Origin of the sequence: Ruegeria hyattellae, assembly GCF_041537925.1 — a bacterium.
In the GTDB taxonomy this organism is placed as follows: Bacteria; Pseudomonadota; Alphaproteobacteria; order Rhodobacterales; family Rhodobacteraceae; genus Ruegeria_C.
Map to the genome: position 1 here is coordinate 26,662 of NZ_JBGOSH010000009.1, position 19,113 is coordinate 45,774.

General features: G+C 54.4%; 14 protein-coding genes and 1 pseudogene. 8 read left to right on the forward strand and 7 right to left on the reverse strand.

Translation table 11 applies throughout. The annotated features are described in order from the left end of the window. Nucleotides 1-142 precede the first annotated feature (142 nt). Nucleotides 143-1,042, reverse strand: coding sequence for a LysR substrate-binding domain-containing protein (locus tag AB1E33_RS19265; RefSeq protein WP_372578897.1), 900 nt, complete (start codon nt 1,040-1,042; stop codon nt 143-145). 130 nt (nt 1,043-1,172) lie between these two features. On the opposite strand from AB1E33_RS19265, the gene AB1E33_RS19270 reads away from it, so the two are divergent. The 5 genes from AB1E33_RS19270 to AB1E33_RS19290 all read left to right on the forward strand — a co-directional run bounded on the left by AB1E33_RS19270 (nt 1,173) and on the right by AB1E33_RS19290 (nt 5,814). Next, entirely contained in the window at nt 1,173-2,168 is a 996-nt protein-coding gene (locus tag AB1E33_RS19270) for a TRAP transporter substrate-binding protein (protein WP_372578898.1), read from the forward strand. Between the two features lie 85 nt (nt 2,169-2,253). After that, the gene (locus AB1E33_RS19275) at nt 2,254-2,751 is read left to right on the forward strand and encodes a TRAP transporter small permease (protein ID WP_372578899.1); all 498 of its coding nucleotides are present in this window, start codon (nt 2,254-2,256) and stop codon (nt 2,749-2,751) included. After that, nucleotides 2,748-4,043 (forward strand): TRAP transporter large permease, encoded by a 1,296-nt coding sequence (locus tag AB1E33_RS19280; protein WP_372578900.1) that lies wholly within the window; start codon nt 2,748-2,750, stop codon nt 4,041-4,043. Before AB1E33_RS19275 ends, AB1E33_RS19280 begins: the two co-directional genes overlap by 4 nt. Nucleotides 4,044-4,052: 9 nt before the next feature. Beyond that, entirely contained in the window at nt 4,053-5,048 is a 996-nt protein-coding gene (locus tag AB1E33_RS19285; RefSeq protein ID WP_372578901.1) for an arginase family protein, read from the forward strand. Next, on the forward strand, nt 5,026-5,814 hold the full coding sequence (locus AB1E33_RS19290) for a sulfite exporter TauE/SafE family protein (RefSeq protein WP_372578902.1): 789 nt from the start codon (nt 5,026-5,028) through the stop codon (nt 5,812-5,814). Before AB1E33_RS19285 ends, AB1E33_RS19290 begins: the two co-directional genes overlap by 23 nt. Before the next feature lie 165 nt (nt 5,815-5,979). On the opposite strand, the pseudogene AB1E33_RS19295 reads toward AB1E33_RS19290, so the two are convergent. After that, nucleotides 5,980-6,093, reverse strand: a pseudogene (locus AB1E33_RS19295) (IS30 family transposase); the annotation flags it as partial. A gap of 82 nt (nt 6,094-6,175) precedes the next feature. Next, on the reverse strand, nt 6,176-7,012 hold the full coding sequence (locus AB1E33_RS19300; protein ID WP_372578903.1) for a LysR family transcriptional regulator: 837 nt from the start codon (nt 7,010-7,012) through the stop codon (nt 6,176-6,178). An 86-nt stretch (nt 7,013-7,098) separates the two neighbouring features. Between AB1E33_RS19300 and AB1E33_RS19305 the strand changes: the two genes are divergently transcribed. The 3 genes from AB1E33_RS19305 (at nt 7,099) to AB1E33_RS19315 (ending at nt 14,650) form a co-directional block, all read left to right on the forward strand. Further along, entirely contained in the window at nt 7,099-7,566 is a 468-nt protein-coding gene (locus AB1E33_RS19305) for a c-type cytochrome (RefSeq protein WP_372578904.1), read from the forward strand. A 13-nt stretch (nt 7,567-7,579) separates the two neighbouring features. Beyond that, complete coding sequence (locus AB1E33_RS19310; RefSeq protein WP_372578905.1) at nt 7,580-8,488, forward strand: c-type cytochrome; 909 nt, start codon at nt 7,580-7,582, stop codon at nt 8,486-8,488. A gap of 549 nt (nt 8,489-9,037) precedes the next feature. Continuing rightward, nucleotides 9,038-14,650 carry a RecQ family ATP-dependent DNA helicase gene (locus tag AB1E33_RS19315; protein ID WP_372578906.1) on the forward strand — a complete coding sequence of 1,871 codons (5,613 nt, stop codon included), beginning with the start codon at nt 9,038-9,040 and terminating at the stop codon, nt 14,648-14,650. 339 nt (nt 14,651-14,989) lie between these two features. On the opposite strand, the gene AB1E33_RS19320 is transcribed toward AB1E33_RS19315, so the two are convergent. The 4 genes from AB1E33_RS19320 to AB1E33_RS19335 all read right to left on the reverse strand — a co-directional run bounded on the left by AB1E33_RS19320 (nt 14,990) and on the right by AB1E33_RS19335 (nt 18,388). After that, on the reverse strand, nt 14,990-16,222 hold the full coding sequence (locus AB1E33_RS19320; RefSeq protein WP_372578907.1) for a coiled-coil domain-containing protein: 1,233 nt from the start codon (nt 16,220-16,222) through the stop codon (nt 14,990-14,992). A gap of 179 nt (nt 16,223-16,401) precedes the next feature. Further along, nucleotides 16,402-16,953 carry an ATP-binding protein gene (locus tag AB1E33_RS19325; RefSeq protein ID WP_372578908.1) on the reverse strand — a complete coding sequence of 184 codons (552 nt, stop codon included), beginning with the start codon at nt 16,951-16,953 and terminating at the stop codon, nt 16,402-16,404. Continuing rightward, complete coding sequence (locus tag AB1E33_RS19330) at nt 16,950-17,486, reverse strand: hypothetical protein (RefSeq protein WP_372578909.1); 537 nt, start codon at nt 17,484-17,486, stop codon at nt 16,950-16,952. Before AB1E33_RS19330 ends, AB1E33_RS19325 begins: the two co-directional genes overlap by 4 nt. Beyond that, entirely contained in the window at nt 17,483-18,388 is a 906-nt protein-coding gene (locus AB1E33_RS19335; RefSeq protein ID WP_372578910.1) for a hypothetical protein, read from the reverse strand. The genes AB1E33_RS19330 and AB1E33_RS19335 overlap by 4 nt, the downstream gene beginning before the upstream one ends. Nucleotides 18,389-19,113: the final 725 nt, after the last annotated feature.

Genomic DNA, 19,113 nt, shown 5'->3' on the forward strand with positions numbered 1-19,113 from the left:
TGCGAATTACCTCGATAGACTGCGAATGGATTTCCAGGGTAACGTCGCAGAGCAGCTTTCGTATTCCTGTCGTTTGGAAATCTTGCAGCAATCTTGAGATGCAGATGACGATGGTCTTGGGAAAACCAACTCTCGCAAGGGATCAAATGGCGATGTCTTGTTCGTAACTGGATACTACCTCCAAAAGTTCTTGTACGAACTGATCAACAAGGTCTGAGGCTTCTCCTGCTGGGGGGTGCAGGAGGACGACTTCGTGAAAGATGTCCAGTTCGATCGGAACAGTCACCAAATTTCGATTTTCGAAATGCGACGCCGTAATAGGGTCGACGATAGAAATACCAACGTCTTTTTCTACCAATTCACAATTGGTGGCGAAAAACTGGGTATGTATCGACGGAGCCCAATCGAACCCGGCAAGAGCAAAAGCCGCGGATAATTGTCGACTGGTGGAGTGGTCGTTGAACAGAGCCACGATCTTCTCCCGCGCCATTTCTTCGATGGACAGAACATCCCGTGTTGCCAAAGGATGCCCGGCAGGAACCACACAAACGCATCGCAGGCGAATTTCGCGGTAAACATTCCCTGAGGGTTCGACCGGCGGTTCGACCAACGCTATGTCATATTGCTGAGACGGAAACAGACTGCGGACCATGTGCGAGCTACGGGTCTGGATATCGAACTTCACATCTGGCTTTGCTGCATGCATACGGGCAATCGCCTGTGGCAGCACAGTCAGGCCATAGCCTGGAAGGGTTGCAATCGTGATAGCGCCAAATTTACCTTGCCGGATTTGGCGGGCGACTTGATTGGCGAGATCCAGATCGCCCAGCAACCGGTCAGTGACTTCGTAGAAATAGGTCGCTTCTACAGTTGGATGCAATCGGCCGGATCGACGATCGAAGAGCGCAAACCCCAATTGATGTTCCAGATTTGCGATCATGGTACTGACACCAGGCTGGGACATATTGAGCACTTCGGCAGCCTTCGAAACTGTCTTGTGCAGCATGATCATCTTAAAGCATTGAAGCTGCCTTAAATTCATGGTGTCCCTCGGGTTGGTGTCAGGTATGTATCTAAATATCGTATACTAAACGCAAAACATATTATTATTTTTATATAATGAGCTTGGCTACGCTTCCCGACAACACGCATCAAATCAAGGGGAGCTGATCATGATTAACACATTCAAACTCACACTGTCGGGCCTGGCTTTCGCCATCGGCTCAAGTGCAGCATTTGCAGGCGATGTCACAATAAACCTGGGCTTTGCCGCTCCGGGAGATAGCGCCTATGGGGTTCTCGCTACTAAGTTCGAAGAACTGGCCGAAGAGTATTCAGGCGGGTCCATTGACGTGAAGGTCCGGTGCTGCACGCAGCTAGCGACGGAAGACGAAGCCTTTAAGGCGATGCAACTGGGCACAGTGGACATGTACATCATGACCCACAACAACATCTCACCCCACTTTGCCCCGATGGAAGCCTTTGTGCTGCCATATATCTTCCAGAGCACGGACCATGCCTACAGTGTTCTGGACGGCGAGGTTGGTGCCGGGATCGCCGAGCAAATCAAGCAGAAAACGTCATTGGACCTGCTGACATTCGGGTATGTCGAATACCGTGATTTCTACAATACTGAACGGCCCATCAACAGCATCGATGACATTCAGGGTATTCGCGTGCGTGTGCCACAGAACAACGTTATGATCAAAACCCACGAGGCGTTTGGATCGGTGCCGCTGCCGATTGCCTGGTCAGAAACCCTGGCCGCATTGCAGACAGGTGCTGTTTCAGCCGGCGACAGCGGCGCATCCTTTGTGAAGTCGCAGAAGTTTTATGAGATCGCCGACAATCTGGCGGTATTGGAACATTTCGCCTTTTTCACGCCGATGCTGGCCAGCAGCCGAGCCATGGGCAAGCTGGACGAAGCCCAGCAAGATGCCATCCGCCGTGCCGCACGTGACGCAGGTCAACATCAGCGCGAAGAAATGGCGCGGCAATTGGAAGAAGCACGCGAGTTTCTGGCAGCGGACGGCGGCATGACCATCACCTTCCCGGACAAAGAAGACTTCATCGCAGCTGGTATCGCAGTACAGGACGCGTTCATCGAAGACGGTGCTGATGAGGCAACCAAAACGCTGATCCTCGACATTCGCGAAGCTGCTGAGTGAGATCCTCCCTGGTTGGCGTTGCCGACCATCTGGGGCGCGTTGGGAGAGAACGCGCCCCTCCCTTTCCCAATGAGTGGAGCAGAAAATGCTACTCAGTTCTATCCGCGCGCTTGAATCGCGTTTTGAAGAGATCTTCTGTTTAACTGGCCTTTCGGTCATGGCCACATGCATCTTCGCCCAGGTGGTCCTGCGTGTATTCTTTGAATCCGCCTTTCACGGCGCCGAAGAAATCGCCGTCTATGGGATGGTAACCGCGATTTATCTGGGTTGTTCCTTGGCCATTCGCGAGCGTGCGCATATCCGGATTACCTTTCTCGTCGAAAAGCTCCCCCACAAGGGACAGGTTTTCTGCATCGTTCTGGCGGATTTGCTGTGGATGGCCTTCATCCTGCTTTTGCTCAAGGAAAGCATCACCTGGATCCAGCTATTGGTTCAGTTTGACTACATATCGCCCGCGTTGGGCATCAATCAGAAATTCCCCCAATCCATCGTTCCACTTGCGCTTTGCCTGATGATCGGGCGCATGGCTCAAGTCTACTACCGATGGCTTGTCCGGGATCATGCAGAAGGACTTCCGCTATGAACGGTCCAATGTGGATGGCGACTGTCTTCCTGCTGACAATCGTAATCGGAGTCCCTATTCCTTTTGCCGCGGGTATTGCAACCGTCGTCGGGCTCTATATCGCCGACATCCCTCTCGCGCTGTTGGCACAAAGTGCCTACAACGCGTTTGAACCGTTTCCACTGACCACAATTCCGCTTTTTGTTTTGGCAGGCCAACTCATGGAAAAGGGCGGTATGTCCGAAAAACTGATCCAGATCGCACAGAGGATGATCGGAGCGTACAAGGGTGGCATTGGTCTGGTGACGGTAGTCGCCTGCATGTTCTTCTCGGCGCTTTCCGGGTCCGGCCCGGCAACCACTGCCGCCATCGGTTCAATCACCATACCCACGATGTTGAAAGAGAAGTACCGCCCGCGTTTTGCCGGTGCTGTGGCTGCGGCGGCCGGTGCGATGGGTAGCATGATCCCGCCAAGCAACCTGCTGATCATCTACGGTCTCGTCACGGATGAGAGCATTCCGCGTCTGTTTCTGGCCGGGATCGTGCCAGGACTGTTTCTCGGCTTTCTTCTCTGCGTTGTAACTTATGGCATCGCCAAAAAGAATGACTATGGCGGCACCGGTGAACGGTTCACACTTGTTCCACTCCTGTGGGCGCTTTGGGAAGGCAAATGGGCCATTGGAGCACCGGTCTTTATTCTGGGTGGCATCTATGCTGGCTTCTTCACACCCTCAGAAGCCGCTGCGGCCGCTGTCTTTTACGGTCTCTTTGTCGGGCTCTTCATCTACCGCGGCCTGACCTGGCGCGGTGTCTATGAATCCCTGCGGTTTACAGCGATCCTCGCTGGCTCGATCCTGTTTATTCTAGGCTCGACCAAAGCTTTCGGCCAGTTGGTCACGATCTTTGATATTCCGGACATGGTGGGCGCAGCCTTCTCGGGGATTATCGATTACCCGTGGCTGGTGATGCTGCTGATAGGGGTCGTCTACATCTTTGTTGGCATGTGGCTGGAATCCATCCCACAGATCATCATCTTTACCGCGGTCATGCTGCCGATCGCAACCCAGATTGGAGTAGATCCGATTGTCTTCGGTGTCTTTACAGTGATGACCTGCGAGGTTGGTTTCCTGACACCGCCAATCGGGGTGAACCTCTTTGTGGCCTCCAAACTGACGAAGACATCTGTCGAGGATATCTCAGTAGGCGTTGTCCCACTGCTGATCCCCTATCTCTTCATCATCGTTCTTCTCGCCTTCTGGGGGGACTGGGTGACCTGGTTACCCGATCTCGTCATGGGTCCATCGCTGGAATAGGAGCAATCAATGACCAACAACAATGACCTTCCGTTCCTGCGCGGCATGAGTGAACCAGCGACCTTTATGGGCGTGCCATTCTCTTCGGATCTGAGAACCCGCAAGGCGGCAATTCTGGGCATCCCCTTCGATTGCGGCCAACACCCAACACGCATCGGGGCCCGTGGCGGGCCTCGTGCAATCCGTGCGCAATCCTCCCTGGTAAGACGATACCAGCCTCCTTTCGCAGATTTTGATCCACTGCGCGAATTGGCGGTAGCCGATATGGGGGACGTGGCTGTGACCTCCGCCAAGCTGGAGGACGCAATGCATATGATTGAGGCGGCGTTGGTGCATATCTTCGGTAGCACGACAGTGCCGATCACTTTAGGGGGCGACGGGGCCGTGACGTTGCCGCAGCTCCGCGCTGCCCGCGAATTTTTCCCGGATCTGGTCGTTGTACACTTGGATGCCCATGCGGATGCAAGTGTTGGTGAGGGGCCAAGTTTTGATGACCGCTACAACACCGCGACCACCTTTACCCGTGCTGCCGAGGAGCAACTGGTCGATACGTCCCGTTCTTTCCACATCGGTGCGCGGGGTACACTACCCCTGCAGGGCACATATGCACACGCTGAAGAACTGGGATACCAGTTGATCACGACAGACGCGATGTTCGAGCGTGGCATTCCAAACATCGCGGAAGAAATTCACCGAACTGTTGGCCACAGGCCAGTCTATCTGTGCTTCGACATAGATTTCTTCGATCCTTCCTGCGCTCCCGGTGTTTGTACACCTACCTGGGGTGGTCCAACGGCGCGCGAAGGATTGTCCATGTTACGCGCATTGACAGGGTTGAACATCGTTGCCGTGGACATCAACACAGTCAGTCCTGACCACGATGTGGGAGGTATGACCGCGTTTCTGGCTGGAACAATTGCGATGGAATGCGCGACGCTGATCGCTTCGAAAATGCGTGCTGATGCGCCAAGCGAAGAGCTTGTTGCCGCAGGACAAACAAGTTGAAGCGGATTTAAAGTTGACCATCTTTGATATCATTTTGCTGGCCACCGCAGCATTTTTCGCAGGCATCACCAACTCAATCGCAGGCGGGGGCAGTTTCCTGACCTTCCCTGCGTTGGTGTTCACAGGGGTTCCAACCATTGCCGCCAACGCGACAAGTGCGGTAGCGGTTTTTCCTGGCTATCTCAGCGGCGCGTTGGGGTTTTTGAAAGAACTGCGGGAATTTCCAATCCGCCAACTGATTGTACTTCTAGGCCTGTCGCTATTGGGCGGGGTATTGGGATCTCTGTTGCTGCTGGTGACACCTGCGAGCGTCTTCTCCGCTGTCGTTCCCTGGCTTCTGGGTTTTGCAACTTTTGTATTTGCTCTTGGCAATCGCATATCGGCGTGGGCAGAGCGAAATGTCAAAGCAGAAGGCTTCACAGGAAATTTTGCGACCTTGCTGGTTTGCGTTTATGGAGGCTACTTCAACGGGGGACTTGGGATTGTTCTCCTTGCCTTGTTTTCTGCATTGGGAATGCGCGACATCAACCTGATGAACGGGCTCAAGAATGGCATGTCTTTCGTACTTTCAGGCGCGTCAGTTGTAACCTTTGCGTTGGCAGGCATCGTCTATTGGCCCCAGGCCATCCTGATGATGGTTGCCGCAACCATTGGCGGCTATAGCGGTGCCATCGTCGCGCGGCGCCTGTCGGCAAGCGCTGTGCGCGCAATCGTTGTTTGCATCGGCGTCGCTATGACAATTGTGTTCGCGATCAGAGACGCATAGATCGGCCCATGGCAGTCATTCGTCTCTGATCACGGGCGCTGCGGTGCGGCCCGTCGAACCTGCCATTCGCTGCAAGCGCAAAATCTACGATGGGTAAATTCACGGAATGCGGGACAAACCTGCCGTTGAAATCTGCTTTATGAACGACTGCTATGTGAGGTTATTTCAACTGATGGCCGCAACACATTCTGCAAACTTCTCAGCTGGTGTCTGATATTGCGAGGTTTTGCGAGGCCGCTCATTGAGTTGTCTGGCGATAGCGCTAAGTTTTGCTTGCGAGTTTCAAAGGCCTACGTTGTGTATCTGCTGGGAGCACAATCCTAGTGCTCGCGACTGATGTTAAGGGAATAACGCCATCCTGTCAGAACATTGGCAAGCGTTCTACCAAAGCCCGTTGTACGATAGCAAATCTCGGGGTTTGCGAAATTTCTTCTAGTGTTGCGACCCAGAGCGGAACCTCGATTTTGGGGTCCAAATCGTGCGACCTTCGAAGCCGGGAATCCGCGTCGCCAAAAAACGTAGGCAAAAACGTTTTACCGACTCCCGCGGCGGCCATCTGCTGTAGCACCAAAAAACTGTCTGCCCCGTTGGTCATTTCGTCAGCACTGACATTCTCCTCCAGCCATTTGGCAGGAAGCGAACGGCTTAACGACCCATCAAGCCTCATCCATTTGCGATTGGGAGAGCCGTCGTCAAAGACTCCGAACGACAGTGTTCCTGCATGCTGCCCAATCAGCCCCTCCCCGAGCTTTATCGATGGGCGCACGGCGATGTCTGCGCTCAACCGGGATAAATCATGGTGACTATTTCCGCTTAGCAAAGTCAGTTTCAGGCCGGGGTAAAGCCGTGAGATCTCATTTAATATTGGAGGTAGAACAATCTGGCAAAGGCTGTCGGTGGATGTAATGCGTACATGGCCCACAGGAGAACGATTTGCGCCCACAATAGCCCGTTCCACCGAAAGTACCGCGTCTTCAACACTTTCCATAGCCGATAAGATCGCACTGGCTTCAGGAAGAACGGAATATCCTGATGGGCCCTTCTGAAAAACCATGCAGCCATTTTGCTCTTCGAATGCAGAAACTCTACGAAGGACCGTGGCATGCGTGACACCCAATGCCGCGGCAGCTGCATTCAGTGAACCGTGTTTACTTACGGCAAGCGCGTAGCGAATGTTATCCCAATTCTCGTTGTTCATAAATTAACAAGTGACGACAAATAACAAACAATTACAATGAATTTCGTTCAAGCTAACATTCGGCTTATTGAACAGGGAGACACATCATGATGAAGAAGTTCTCAATCTTCGCGGCAGGTCTATTGTCAGTTGCCGCTATTGGCGCTGCCATCGCCCATGAAAGCGAAAACCCGGCTGTGAAAGCTCGGACCTCAATTATGCAGCTCTATGCATTCAATCTTGGTACTCTTGGCGGCATGGCCAAAGGAGAGACGGATTACGATGCGGAGGCGGCAACTCGGGCCGCGAATAACCTTGTTGTTTTGACGCAGATTGATCAATCCGCAATGTGGCCGGCTGGATCAGATAATGTATCTGACCCTTCCACACGCGCTCTGCCCGCAATCTGGGAAAACTTCCCTGATGTAGGTGCTAAGGGGCAGGCTATGGCTGACGCCTCTGTTGCGATGCAGGCTGCGGCAGGACAAGATGTTGACGCTCTGAAAGGGGCAATGGGAAATCTGGGTGGAGCTTGCTCGGCATGTCACAAAGCTTACAGAGCACCGAAAGACTAAATGGTAAATAGCTGTGCGGCGGATTTTCCTCTTCGCCGCAGTTGCTGCACTTTTGGTCGGGTTGGCTGGATTGTTGCTGACCCGACCGCAAAGAGTTGATCACGTTATACTGGACGGGATCTCTCCTGATCTTGCGAACGGTGAGATCGTTTTCTACGCAGGTGGATGTGCCTCGTGCCACGCGGCGCCGGACGCCGTTGGAGAGGAAAACCTCATTCTCGCCGGCGGCCGTCGGTTTGTGTCAGGCTTCGGCACATTCATCGCCCCCAATATATCCAGCGATCCGTTAGCCGGTATTGGTTCCTGGTCCACGCTGGATTTGGCCAATGCCCTGATCCATGGGACCGGTCCCAAAGGGCAACACTATTACCCGGCGTTTCCTTATACGACCTACGCCAACTTGACCGCAGAGGATGTAGTATCGCTCCATGCATTCCTCGGCACTCTGCCTGCTGTCGCGACCGAAAGCAAAGCGCATGAGGTTGGTTTCCCCTTCAGCGTTAGGCGGGGGTTGGGTGGGTGGAAGCTGTTGTTCATGGCGCCAGGTTGGGTGGTAGAAGGCGATTTGACCGAACAACAAATCCGAGGTCGCTATTTGGTTGAGGCGCTTGGGCACTGCGCTGAATGTCATACGCCGCGAAATGGCTTTGGTGGTTTGAAACGCGAACTTTGGCTGGCAGGTGCGCCAAACCCCAGCGGAAAAGGGCGCATACCTGGCCTGACATCTGGCCAGCTTGATTGGTCCGAGGCTGACATTGCAGAGTATTTGAAATCCGGTTTCACACCCGATTATGACAGTGCAGGTGGTGATATGGTGGAGGTCATTGAGAACACATCGCGACTCACCGATGACGACCGTTTGGCGATTGCTGCCTATCTCAAAGTTGTTCCCGTTTCGTCGACTGGGCTTCCCTCGGAGTAACAGCCTTTGGCGCCATGAAGCTGATGCCAGATGCTGTAGCCGGTCGCAAGTAGAAAGCCTTAAGGCCTATTTCCTTTTCACCAAACACCTGTTTTACGTTTTGAACATCGGAGCTCACCAATCGCCCGAGTTTCTGTTTATGTTGATTTAGGGTCGTGGCCAAATGACACAAAAAATCGTTCTTTGGGTTCTCCTCTAAGTGTGCTTAGTTTAAATGACCGCTTTCGATGATGCCTCCATTTCACAATGCCGCTGCGGCGAACTTCCGCTTCCCGCCGAGACGCCCCAAAGTGGTAAACGGTTCAAACCTACCATTCACTGTGGCCGGCGATACCGCAGTGCAGCTTCCCGAAAACGGATAAAAGCTAAATGCACATATTTGCCTCGTTAATTGGAACCAACCCGTCAGGACCGTATCCAGATTTTTATTGATCGCCATCATTTGTGGTTTTGCAACCCATGGGATCAGCCATCACTTCCCGCCCGGGTTGTGTATAGTCTCAAAAAGGTATTCTCTGGCTGCAACCTTTGAACAGTTGCGCACAACAAATGAACGGTCGACATACCGAGTTACTTTCCAATTGTCTGTCCATCGATTTGGAGGTGGATCCAAAAACCGCGAAGGTATTTGCCTTTGCCGCCGTCCGAAACGATGAGCAACCTGCTTTGAAGTCGGAATCCAGCGCGCTGGAGCAAGATCTCGACCGCCTGGAAAAGGCTATCGCAGGTGCCCCACATCCGATTGGTCACAATTTCCTGCACCACGATATGGAACACCTAATTGCCGCCAGACCACGTCTGACCCAGATGATGCGGGCACCAATTGATACACTGTGGCTGAACCCGCTGGCCTTCCCACGCAACCCGTACCACCATCTGGTCAAACACTATCAGGACGGGCGGCTGGCTGCAGGGCATATCAATGATCCAGAACTTGACGCCCGGCTTGTTTTTGAGGTGTTCGCTAATCAGCTCGATGCCTTTCAAAACCTTGCCGAAAGCGAACCGGATGCGCTTGTAGCCTATCATTTCCTGACCACTCGAACTGAACAATCGGAAGGGTTCGATGCGGTTTTCAAGTACCTGAGAAAAGCCAATTGTCCGCCGCAGGATGAAGCCGTTGCCGCCATCCGTCGGATGCTGGACGATCGGGCTTGTAGTAAACGGGTCGAACAGACTCTGGGACGGCTTAGCAATCCCCGAAACGCATGGCCTATGGCTTATGCGCTATCCTGGATCACCGTAGCGGGTGGGGACTCGGTTATGCCGCCATGGGTACGGGCGCAGTTTCGCGAGGCATCTCTGATTGTTCGGCATCTCAGGGATACGTCCTGTAAAGATCCCGCCTGTCAGTGGTGTGCTGAACAGAATGACCCGGTCCGTGCGCTGAACAGGTGGTTCGGGTTCGACAGTTTCCGCCCACAGCCTGTGGACCCAGATGGTCGCCCTCTGCAGGAACGCATTGTCGATGAGGCCATGTCCGGAACAAGCCTGCTCGGCATCCTGCCAACAGGTACTGGAAAGTCCGTGTGTTATCAGGTGCCCGCTTTGTCGCGGTTCGACAAAATCGGGGCGTTGACCGTGGTCATTTCACCGTTGGTCGCGCTGATGGCAGATCAGGTTCAGGGTATGGAGCGCGTAGGCATTTCCTGTTCCGTGACTGTGAATGGTCAGATGTCCATGCCCGAGCGACAAGACGCCCTGGACAAGGTCCGCATGGGCGATGCGGGCATTTTGATCATCTCGCCCGAGCAATTGCGCAGCACATCAATCCGGTCGGTATTGGCTCAGCGCGAAGTTGGCCTGTGGGCAATTGACGAGGCTCACTGCGTGTCGAAATGGGGTCATGATTTCAGGCCGGATTACAGATATCTGGGAAGGTTCATCAAAGAGTTCTCGGGCGATCAAGCCCCTGCCCCAATCCTATGTCTCACGGCCACCGCCAAACCAGAGGTCGTCGCCGATATCATCGAGCATTTCCAGTCTCGCGCCGGGGTCGAGCTGCTCTCCCTTGATGGTGGAGCATCGCGGAAAAACCTGACATTTGATGTCAGGCGTACCACTAAGAACAGCAAACTGACCGATGTACTGAACGTGATCGAAGAGCTGCTGCCCGCTGAGGGCCGATCCGGCGCCGTAATCTATTGCGCGACGCGTAAAGAGACCGAGCGCGTCGCCGAGTTTCTAAAATCACAAGGCATGGACGCGGCACATTTCCACGCTGGACTTGGATCCGATGACAAACACGACGTCCAGGAACGCTTCCGGGTCGGAGACCTGCGGGTGATCGCAGCCACCAACGCTTTTGGCATGGGCATCGACAAACCCGACATCCGGCTGGTGGTGCATGCAGACATCCCAGGGTCCTTGGAAAACTACCTGCAGGAAGCTGGGCGCGCCGGACGCGACCGGGAAATCGCCGATTGCGTGCTTCTGTACGCGGGGGATGATGTAGAACGCCAGTTCAGGCTGTCCGCAGGTTCGCGTTTGGCACGGCATGAAATCGGAGCCATTCTCAAAGCCCTACGACGGATCGACGAGCGCACACGCAAAACTGGCAAGATCGTCGCCACTGCGGGTGAGATTGTCCGGTTCGAAAAAGATCAAGAATTTGAACGGGACAGTGCGACTGATGACACGCGCGTCAAGACGGCCGTATCTTGGCTTGAAGAAGCAACACTTGTTTCGCGAGAAGAGAACCGTGTTCGTATCTTCCCTTCTTCGCTAACAGTCCGCACACTGGACGAGGCGAAACAACGGCTTGCGGTTGCGGAGATCACTCAAGCGCATCGCAAACAATTGCTGGCCATCGTGCAGCATCTGATTTTGGCCCCGGCGGATGAAGGGGTCTCAACCGATCAGCTCTGCGGCGTCAGCGGTTTGACACCCGGCGCACTGACCAAGGCGATGGCCAATCTCGAAAGCTTTGGCATCGCGCGCAACGACGTTGCAATGACGCTCTTCATCCATGTCGGTGTGGCGCAGTCTTCCTCCGGGCGCCTCACAGAGGCCTCAAACCTGGAACGGGATTTGATCGCGTCGATGCGAGAGCTGGCACCGGATGCGGACAAAAAGACTCCAATACCGCTGAACCTGCAGGAAACCTGCCAGCATCTGCGCAATCAGGACCACGCCGATGCCCGCCCCGATGTAATCGACAAACTGATCCGGGGCATAGCTCGGGATGGCAAGGGGCAGGATGGAGGCACCGGCAATATCCGCTTGCGCAAAATCAGTCGGAACACTCTAAACGTGACGCGGATAAGAACGTGGGAAGTCATTGCCCAAACCGCTGAGGTTCGGTGGCAAGCTGCCGGGATTCTTTTGAAGTTTCTGACGGGTCGACTCGACAAAGGCGCGCGCGGCAAAGATCTGCAGGTCGAAACTACCGTGGGAGACCTTCTGGCGCAGCTCACACAGGATGCCGTTCTGAAATCCAGCGGTCTGCGGGATATGACCAAGCTGTTGGAACGCTCCCTGCTTTGGATGCATGAACAGGGCGTTTTGACACTGGGGAAAGGGTTGACCGTATTCCGCCCTGCCATGACCGTATTCCTCAATCCCGAAGGTGGTCAGTTCACGCAATCGGACTTCCTCCCTCTGGAAGAGCATTACGCCGAACAGACGCTTCAGACCCATGTCATGGCAACTTACGCGGAAACCGGCCTCGAGAAGATCACAGACGCCGAACGCCTATCGGAGGATTACTTCCTGCTCAACAAAGAGCAGTTCATGAAACGTTGGATGCCGGGCATGGCACGAGAGGTCAAGCGACAGACAACCAGCAAGTCCTGGACCGCCATTGTCGAAGATCTGGGCAACAAGGTCCAACAGGACATTGTCGCGGACGATCGGGACCAGACCAATGTGTTGGTTTTGGCCGGTCCCGGATCCGGGAAGACCCGTGTTTTAGTGCACCGGATCGCTTATCTACTACGAATGAAGCGCGAAGACCCGCGCGGTATCCTGGTACTGGCCTATAATCGCCATGCCGCTGCCGAAATCCGTGTTCGCCTACGAGCGCTGGTGGGCGATGATGCGGCGGGGGTTACGATCTCGACTTGCCATTCGCTTGCGATGAAGCTGGTTGGCGCCAGTTTTGCGGGAGTTCAGGCCGCGACAGAAGACTTCGACAATGTCATTATGGAGGCGGTGCGCCAACTCAACCCCGAAGGACTGACAAAAGCCGAAGCAGAGGCGCAGCGCGAGAGCCTGATTCAGGGGTTTCGCTGGATTTTGGTGGATGAATACCAGGACATTGGCCCGGAGGAATACGCGCTCATTTCCGCCGTGGCCGGTCGTTCTCTGGAAGATGCCGAGCTTAAACTTAGCCTGTTTGCCGTGGGCGATGACGACCAGAATATCTATGCTTTCAACGGGGCTTCCGTGGATTTCATCCGCAGATTTGAAGAGGACTATAAGGCCAGACCATCTTTTCTGATCGAAAACTACCGGTCGACAGCACATATTATCGAAGCCGCCAATCAGGTCATATCCAAGGCGCCTGAACGCATGAAAATTGATCACCAAATCACGATCAATCAGGCGCGGCTCTCTCAACCCAGCGGCGGACGTCTGGAGGGGAAAGATTCCGTTGCCCATGGCCGAGTGCAGTTGCTGGACGTCCCACCTGGCGCTCTGCCGCAATCTGCAGCAGCAATCGACGAGCTGATACGCCTTTCTCGCCTGGACCCCAATTGGAACTGGTCCCGCGTTGCTGTGATTTCCCGAGACTGGAAATCACTGGATGCAGTTCGGACCTATGCCGAAGCACTGGGGTTGCGCGTAGACATGGCCAACGAAGACCTTCCAAATGTTTGGCGACTTAGGGAGACCCAACGTCTGGTGTCCGGGCTGCGCGAGAAACAAGGCGCACTTCTGGGAATTCAGGACATCCTCACGGTCCTGAATGTTCAGCCTCGCAACAAATGGGTGGATTTGCTGGCAGAAGGTGTGGCGGAACTGGCCCGGGAGTTGGGCACCAAAACTATGCCGGTACCTGACATCATTGAATGGATCGCGGACTGGTCTCGGGATACACGCGGTGAACAACGTGGACTGCTGTTGCTGACGGCGCACCGGGCCAAAGGCCTTGAATTTGATCATGTCGCCATTCTAAACGGCGGCTGGACCCGGGTCTCGAAAGAGGAGGATAACGAAGCACCTCGTCGCCTATTCTATGTGGCGATGACCCGCGCACAGCAAAGTCTGACAGTGCTGACATCCGGAGCGCACCCCTTTCTGAAAAAGGGTTCAGATTCAGTTCTGATCAGGCATGTGACGCCCGATCTCGACGAAACCTCGTTGCCCGCAACAAAATACCAGATGCCTGCGCTCGATATCGTAGATTTGTCATTCGCCGGCCGCCAAAGGGATGCACATGAAGTGCACAACGCCGTGCGCACAGCGAATGTAGGGGACACCGTTTCCCTTGTGTTTCAACAACCTCATTGGGTTTTGCTGGATGCCCAAAAACGTGTTGTCGGACGAATGGCCAAATCGTGGAAGCCACCCGGCGGGCATGTATTTGCCACTGGCCAGATCGGGGCCATCATCAACTGGCGCAAGATCGATAGTGGCGAAGACTACGCTCACTACCATAGGCGCGATAGTTGGGAGACCATACTACCAGAGTTGATCTTCCGACATGAGAATGCCGAAGCCTCGCATACGCAGCCGACACCAACAGTCCGAGAGGAAGATCAGACGGACCGTGTCAGGGACAATCCACATCGACAAACGGCCGACCCTTCCGCAAAGGCATTGGATATCTCGGTTCCAAAACCACAGGAGATTGATAGCCCGCTGAAACTCGACCTCAAATCGCTCATCCGCAAATCTATTGACGACACGCGCGCCTGGGATGAGCTTTCGGCAGCGTTGAAAGATAAAGATATAGCGCTGGCGGCCAAGGGCGGCGGCCTTGTGGTCAAAAACGCCTCAACCGGCGAGGAGATCGGAAAGATATCTGCGCTTGGGTTCAAATATATCGATCTGATCCGCCACTATGGCGAAGGTTTCCCTGATCACCCTGCCACATGGTTGGTCGAGAAAGCGTTAAACGACAATTACGTTCCCAAAGGCCCAAGACGAACCAAGAAAGCAACGAACCGCAAAAGAAAATCGGGCGATGGCGACGATTTTTCGCTGATCGAAGACTGATCAATCTGCTCAATTTTGAAAATTTCGATCAACTAAAAGTGACCATATGTCACCATTCTACCGTCTCCATTCTTACGCCCGTTTCAACTGCCCAAGCCGGTCGTTCGCCACCCGCTTCTATAGCCCAGCATTTTGACCGACAGTATTCTTTAGTTTGTTAAAAAGCGCCCAAAGAGGCAGCAGAGACTGCAATTTTGAAGGGCAAAAGAGTTAAAGCAGAAATGACCGATTGAGGCATTACCGCTTTATTACCTTTCAATTCGACAAGAGCATCTCGATGCTGTTCTCAGGCGCTACGCGATGTTTCGGAAAGCACCAGGGCGCGTCTGTTCATCGGAGTTATCTCTCGTTCTTTGACAACCGCAAGAGCCCCTTCGCGATCAGCACCAAGGGTAACGTGCTTTCCCCTCGCTCCTTCCGACGCAGGCAACCTGCGACACATGAGCTCTGCAAGCGCGCTGTCTTCGACCGCACAAACAATCTGTCGGCCAGATTCGCAAAGATGGGCGAGCACTTCAGAAAGATGGACCGTTCGGAAGTCGTCGACATCTGCACCGGATCGTCAAGCAGTATGCTGCGCCATCGACGCCAAGTTATTGAAAGATTTACTGAAAGTAGGAATGCCAAGCCAGTTGCACGGCGCTGTCCGCTCGAGAACACGAACTGCGGATTGATGCCTTCACCGACTTGAAGCTTCAGAAAGCGCTGCACATCGCCACGAACGCTGTACTCAATGTCTCCCCATAGAGGGTGGGGCCGTAGCCGTCTATAAAGCTCAGACATCAGTGGCAGAACTCGTTCGAGTTGCTGATCCAGCGTTTCAGCCGCAGAGCGCCGTGCAGCGTCGTGAATGGCCTTTGCACGCGTCTCCGCAAGTCGCGCCCGTCCCAGCCGCGCTTCGGCGCGCGCGATCTGTTTTTTGGCGTCTTCTTGATCGTTGGCAGCTCGAGCTATAGCACGGTCAAGCGAAATCGTGTCGACTAAGCGAAGGTCCCGCGAGATCGTTTGCCGCTCAGCCTCGAGCGTTGAAATCTGCTTCTCTATGCCCGCCAGATTCTCACCTTCGAGAGATTGTGCCGCGAGACGATCGTCGAAATCGATTACACTCCTCTTGGCCAATTCAAGCTCGGCGAGGCGTTTCTCATGCAACTCTTCAGCTGCGGCCAGCTCTTTCCTGGCAGTGTCCAGAGCCCGCTCTTTCACGACCTGATCGACCGCCTGCGCGTCAAGCTGCCTTGCAACGGTCAAAGCAGTCTGCAGCCCTTGATCAAATTGCCCTTGGCTGATTTCGCTTTCGCAGAGGGAACAGTGGCCCTCCCTCAGCCCAAGTCCGCGGCCAATGTTGGCCAACGATTCGAGTTGGCGCGCCTGTTCACTGAGCACGCTTGAAAGCGGCGCCGTCGCCACAGAAGCGGTGTTTTCGTCCAACACGATTTGTGCTCGGGCCACGTCGGCTTGTGCGATTTTCACACGCTCATTTAGGAGGGGCAGAGCTGTCCGCAAGCGATCAACTTCACTGCATTGCTGTGCGAGCCCGCCCAGCGTGTCGAGTCGTGTCGCAAGTGCAGCCATGTGTTGACGCGCAATATCTGGGAGCTGGTCATGCGAACCGGTCGTGCGCAAACTTCGCGAAGCCGTGTGGAAGCTTGGCTCACCAGCGACTCTTCAGGAAGTGCGGCACGCGCTTGGTCCATCTGGCGCATAGCATTGCTGAAGTTTAGACCCGCTTGCTCGACTTCTCCTGTGGCGGTCTATACACGCGCCGAAGTCGCTGCAACCAGCCCCCGCGCCCGCTCGATCCATTCTTCTGCGTCCGGGGCACCGATCGCTTCACGCAGTAGGACGAAGCGATCACCCTCCTTCAAGTCGAGGCTCATCCTGGCGATGTGTTCGTCGCGGATAATTGTGGACTTGCATAACTGTGTCATTGGCAGCTTCGGCGCGAACACTGGATCGATTAGCCGGTCCAGAAACGAATCCGCATATGAACCCTCGTCGTCGAAAGGCGTTCGACGAACCGTTACGATTCCTGCGGCGTCGCGGAGGCCAATTTCGACAAATCTGTCGGTCAACCCGTCGCCTTCACCTGCCCACCACATGTAGTCCGATACGGACTCGCGTCCCGATTTTGCATCGAGGTACTTGCTGATGGTTCCGGTTAACGCGAACTCGACCGCATCGAAGATCGTGCTCTTCCCGACGCCGTTGCGGCCGTCAATTATCGTAAAACTGTCAGAAAAGTCGATCCGAATCGGCTTCTGGTAGCCTCGGAAGCCGCAAACGTGTACGTAGGCGAGCTTCATTTATCTTCCTCCAGCAATTGGATTAGAGTACCTTCCGAAGCACTGCTCAGGAAGCCTTCGACCAAGTCCCGCGGCAGCTCGGTAGTTCTCAAACGTATCTCCGCCGACATATCCAGGGCATTGAGACGCGGAGCATTGCGGATCGCAAGCAGCGGCAGTAGTGCGGAACAAACGTCTCCGGCATCGGCAACCCCGGCCCTGGCTATTTTTCGCGTCCCAACAAGGTCCTCTTCAATACCGCCGAGCATGATATTTTCTCCATAGTCGCCGGGAGTTGACGTGAGAAGTACAAGGTAGGCATTCCACGCTTTGCTCTCCGCGCGGCGCAATGCAAATTGCTCGCACGTGAAGATACGTTGGCTGATTTCCTTCCACCGTTCGAGCATGATCCCTGCATCTGGGAAGCACAAAACAAAGCCCAGAACGGCATCATTCTCGAACAGCAACACCGGACCGTCGTTATCGTCAGTTGTTTTGACCGAGTACCCACCGTCAACAAGCTGTTGTTTCGCCATCTCGATGATATCGGTCACAACTCAAGCTCCTCTACGGCGTCCTTGCGTGACAACCAGCGACCAGAGGATCCACGCGCAATGGAACCGGTCCCACTCCCACGCGCTATATTGGCTGGTAGTGGTAGCGCCTCGGCCCCAACCGCGATCACGTATTCAGGAGCCACGACTGGTGGAGTTTCTCGAGCGAATACAGCCTCAACCTCATGCAGTGGGCGATTTGATGTACGAAGTACTCTTATTCGTTGTCCATTCAAGTTCCAGTAACTTCCTTCAGCAATTGCACCCCGGGCCTGAAGCTGAAGAAGTGTCATGCCGAGCAATGGCTCTTCGATTGGGGCTCTTGCCTTGGCTGGCTCGTTAGGATTGCGTCCTTCGAGATCACGACGAATCCGCCAAAGCACGTCGGCATCAGTAGAAGAGGGGTTCAGCCATGTGTTATCGGGACCGGTGCCAGCTTGAGCGGTATAAGTCGCGACGCCTGCATGGAGGATGCGCCGGACGAACGCGCGCGAAAAACTCATACGTAGCTTTTCGAGGAAAAGATCACCGGAGCTACAAACGTGGAGGAATTCCTCAGTAGCACGCTGCCCAAGTTCAAAAAGCGCCGGCGCCTTAGCTGCGAAGCTTCCAGTTTCACACGGATCTACAACAATGACACGGCTCGGAGCCACTGCGTTGAGTGACATCTCAAGCACCTCGTTGAGGTAGTCCCAATCAGTCCAATAGCCAACAATCACGATGTCGCGGTTGAGAAGACGATTGGTTAGCCACGCACCGCACTCCTCAATACGCGTTTTTATTGGTTCGGTCGTAACTTGACTGGCCGCCCAAACTGTACCAGGCGGATCGGACCAACAGCCGTGAATTTTTAGAAGCGGCGAAACTGCTGGCCCTAAACCAGCTACTTGTTCCCGGGTCACGCCGGCTCCAACATGTCCGAAAGGCATGTTCCCGGCGGTCTCGATGAGCGCGTCGACATTTGTAGAGACCGCTGTAGTGATCGCGCCTGTAAGCAACAGGTCCGCAGTAGCGAAATGACCGCTATTTGGCTCAGCCGCGAAAGAGTCTTTGTCAATATATGTCCGTAGATATCCGGTCGCGAGTTCACCACGTTGGAAAAAATACTCGGCCTGATCGTCGATTGATTCAGGCAGTGGGTCCCGGTCAGCGCCGTAAGTAGCGTCATATTTTTGTTTAGCATGCTAGGCGAGTGCTGCAGCGCTTGGCAACGAACTTGGAGCAGCCATCGAAAGGCCCGCCCCGCAAAGCAAAGCCAGACGATCAGAATGTAGGGCGTCGAGCGCCTTGTCCACTCCCGCCTGGAGGTCAATCTCATTCATAAGCTAATCTGTCGATTCAAATTTCCGCGGAATACTCAACAACTTTGGCGTGTAAATTAAACTGACACAAGCCATCTTGGAAGCCGCATCTGCATTTTGACCTTTGGTTCCCGTCACCGATACGCTCAATGAACTGACCTATGCCTCGGCCACAATCAGGTATTCGTTGTCGTTTCAACGAATGTCCACTTGCCGCTCACAACAGACATTGGCGTCCATCAAAACGAGAGACCTTCGAGAAAAGCGCACACCATTCCTTTTGCACGATTTCATCGGCATTTGTTTGTGGTGACACCCACCACAAA

Bases quoted from the DNA above. Each gene is read 5' to 3' on its own strand.
- AB1E33_RS19325 (WP_372578908.1), bottom strand. From the start codon at position 16,953: ATGAAGCTCGCCTACGTACACGTTTGCGGCTTCCGAGGCTACCAGAAG.
- AB1E33_RS19265 (WP_372578897.1), bottom strand. From the start codon at position 1,042: ATGAATTTAAGGCAGCTTCAATGCTTTAAGATGATCATGCTGCACAAG.
- AB1E33_RS19300 (WP_372578903.1), bottom strand. From the start codon at position 7,012: ATGAACAACGAGAATTGGGATAACATTCGCTACGCGCTTGCCGTAAGT.
- AB1E33_RS19285 (WP_372578901.1), top strand. From the start codon at position 4,053: ATGACCAACAACAATGACCTTCCGTTCCTGCGCGGCATGAGTGAACCA.
- AB1E33_RS19315 (WP_372578906.1), top strand. From the start codon at position 9,038: ATGAACGGTCGACATACCGAGTTACTTTCCAATTGTCTGTCCATCGAT.
- AB1E33_RS19270 (WP_372578898.1), top strand. From the start codon at position 1,173: ATGATTAACACATTCAAACTCACACTGTCGGGCCTGGCTTTCGCCATC.
- AB1E33_RS19280 (WP_372578900.1), top strand. From the start codon at position 2,748: ATGAACGGTCCAATGTGGATGGCGACTGTCTTCCTGCTGACAATCGTA.
- AB1E33_RS19320 (WP_372578907.1), bottom strand. From the start codon at position 16,222: ATGGCTGCACTTGCGACACGACTCGACACGCTGGGCGGGCTCGCACAG.
- AB1E33_RS19275 (WP_372578899.1), top strand. From the start codon at position 2,254: ATGCTACTCAGTTCTATCCGCGCGCTTGAATCGCGTTTTGAAGAGATC.
- AB1E33_RS19305 (WP_372578904.1), top strand. From the start codon at position 7,099: ATGATGAAGAAGTTCTCAATCTTCGCGGCAGGTCTATTGTCAGTTGCC.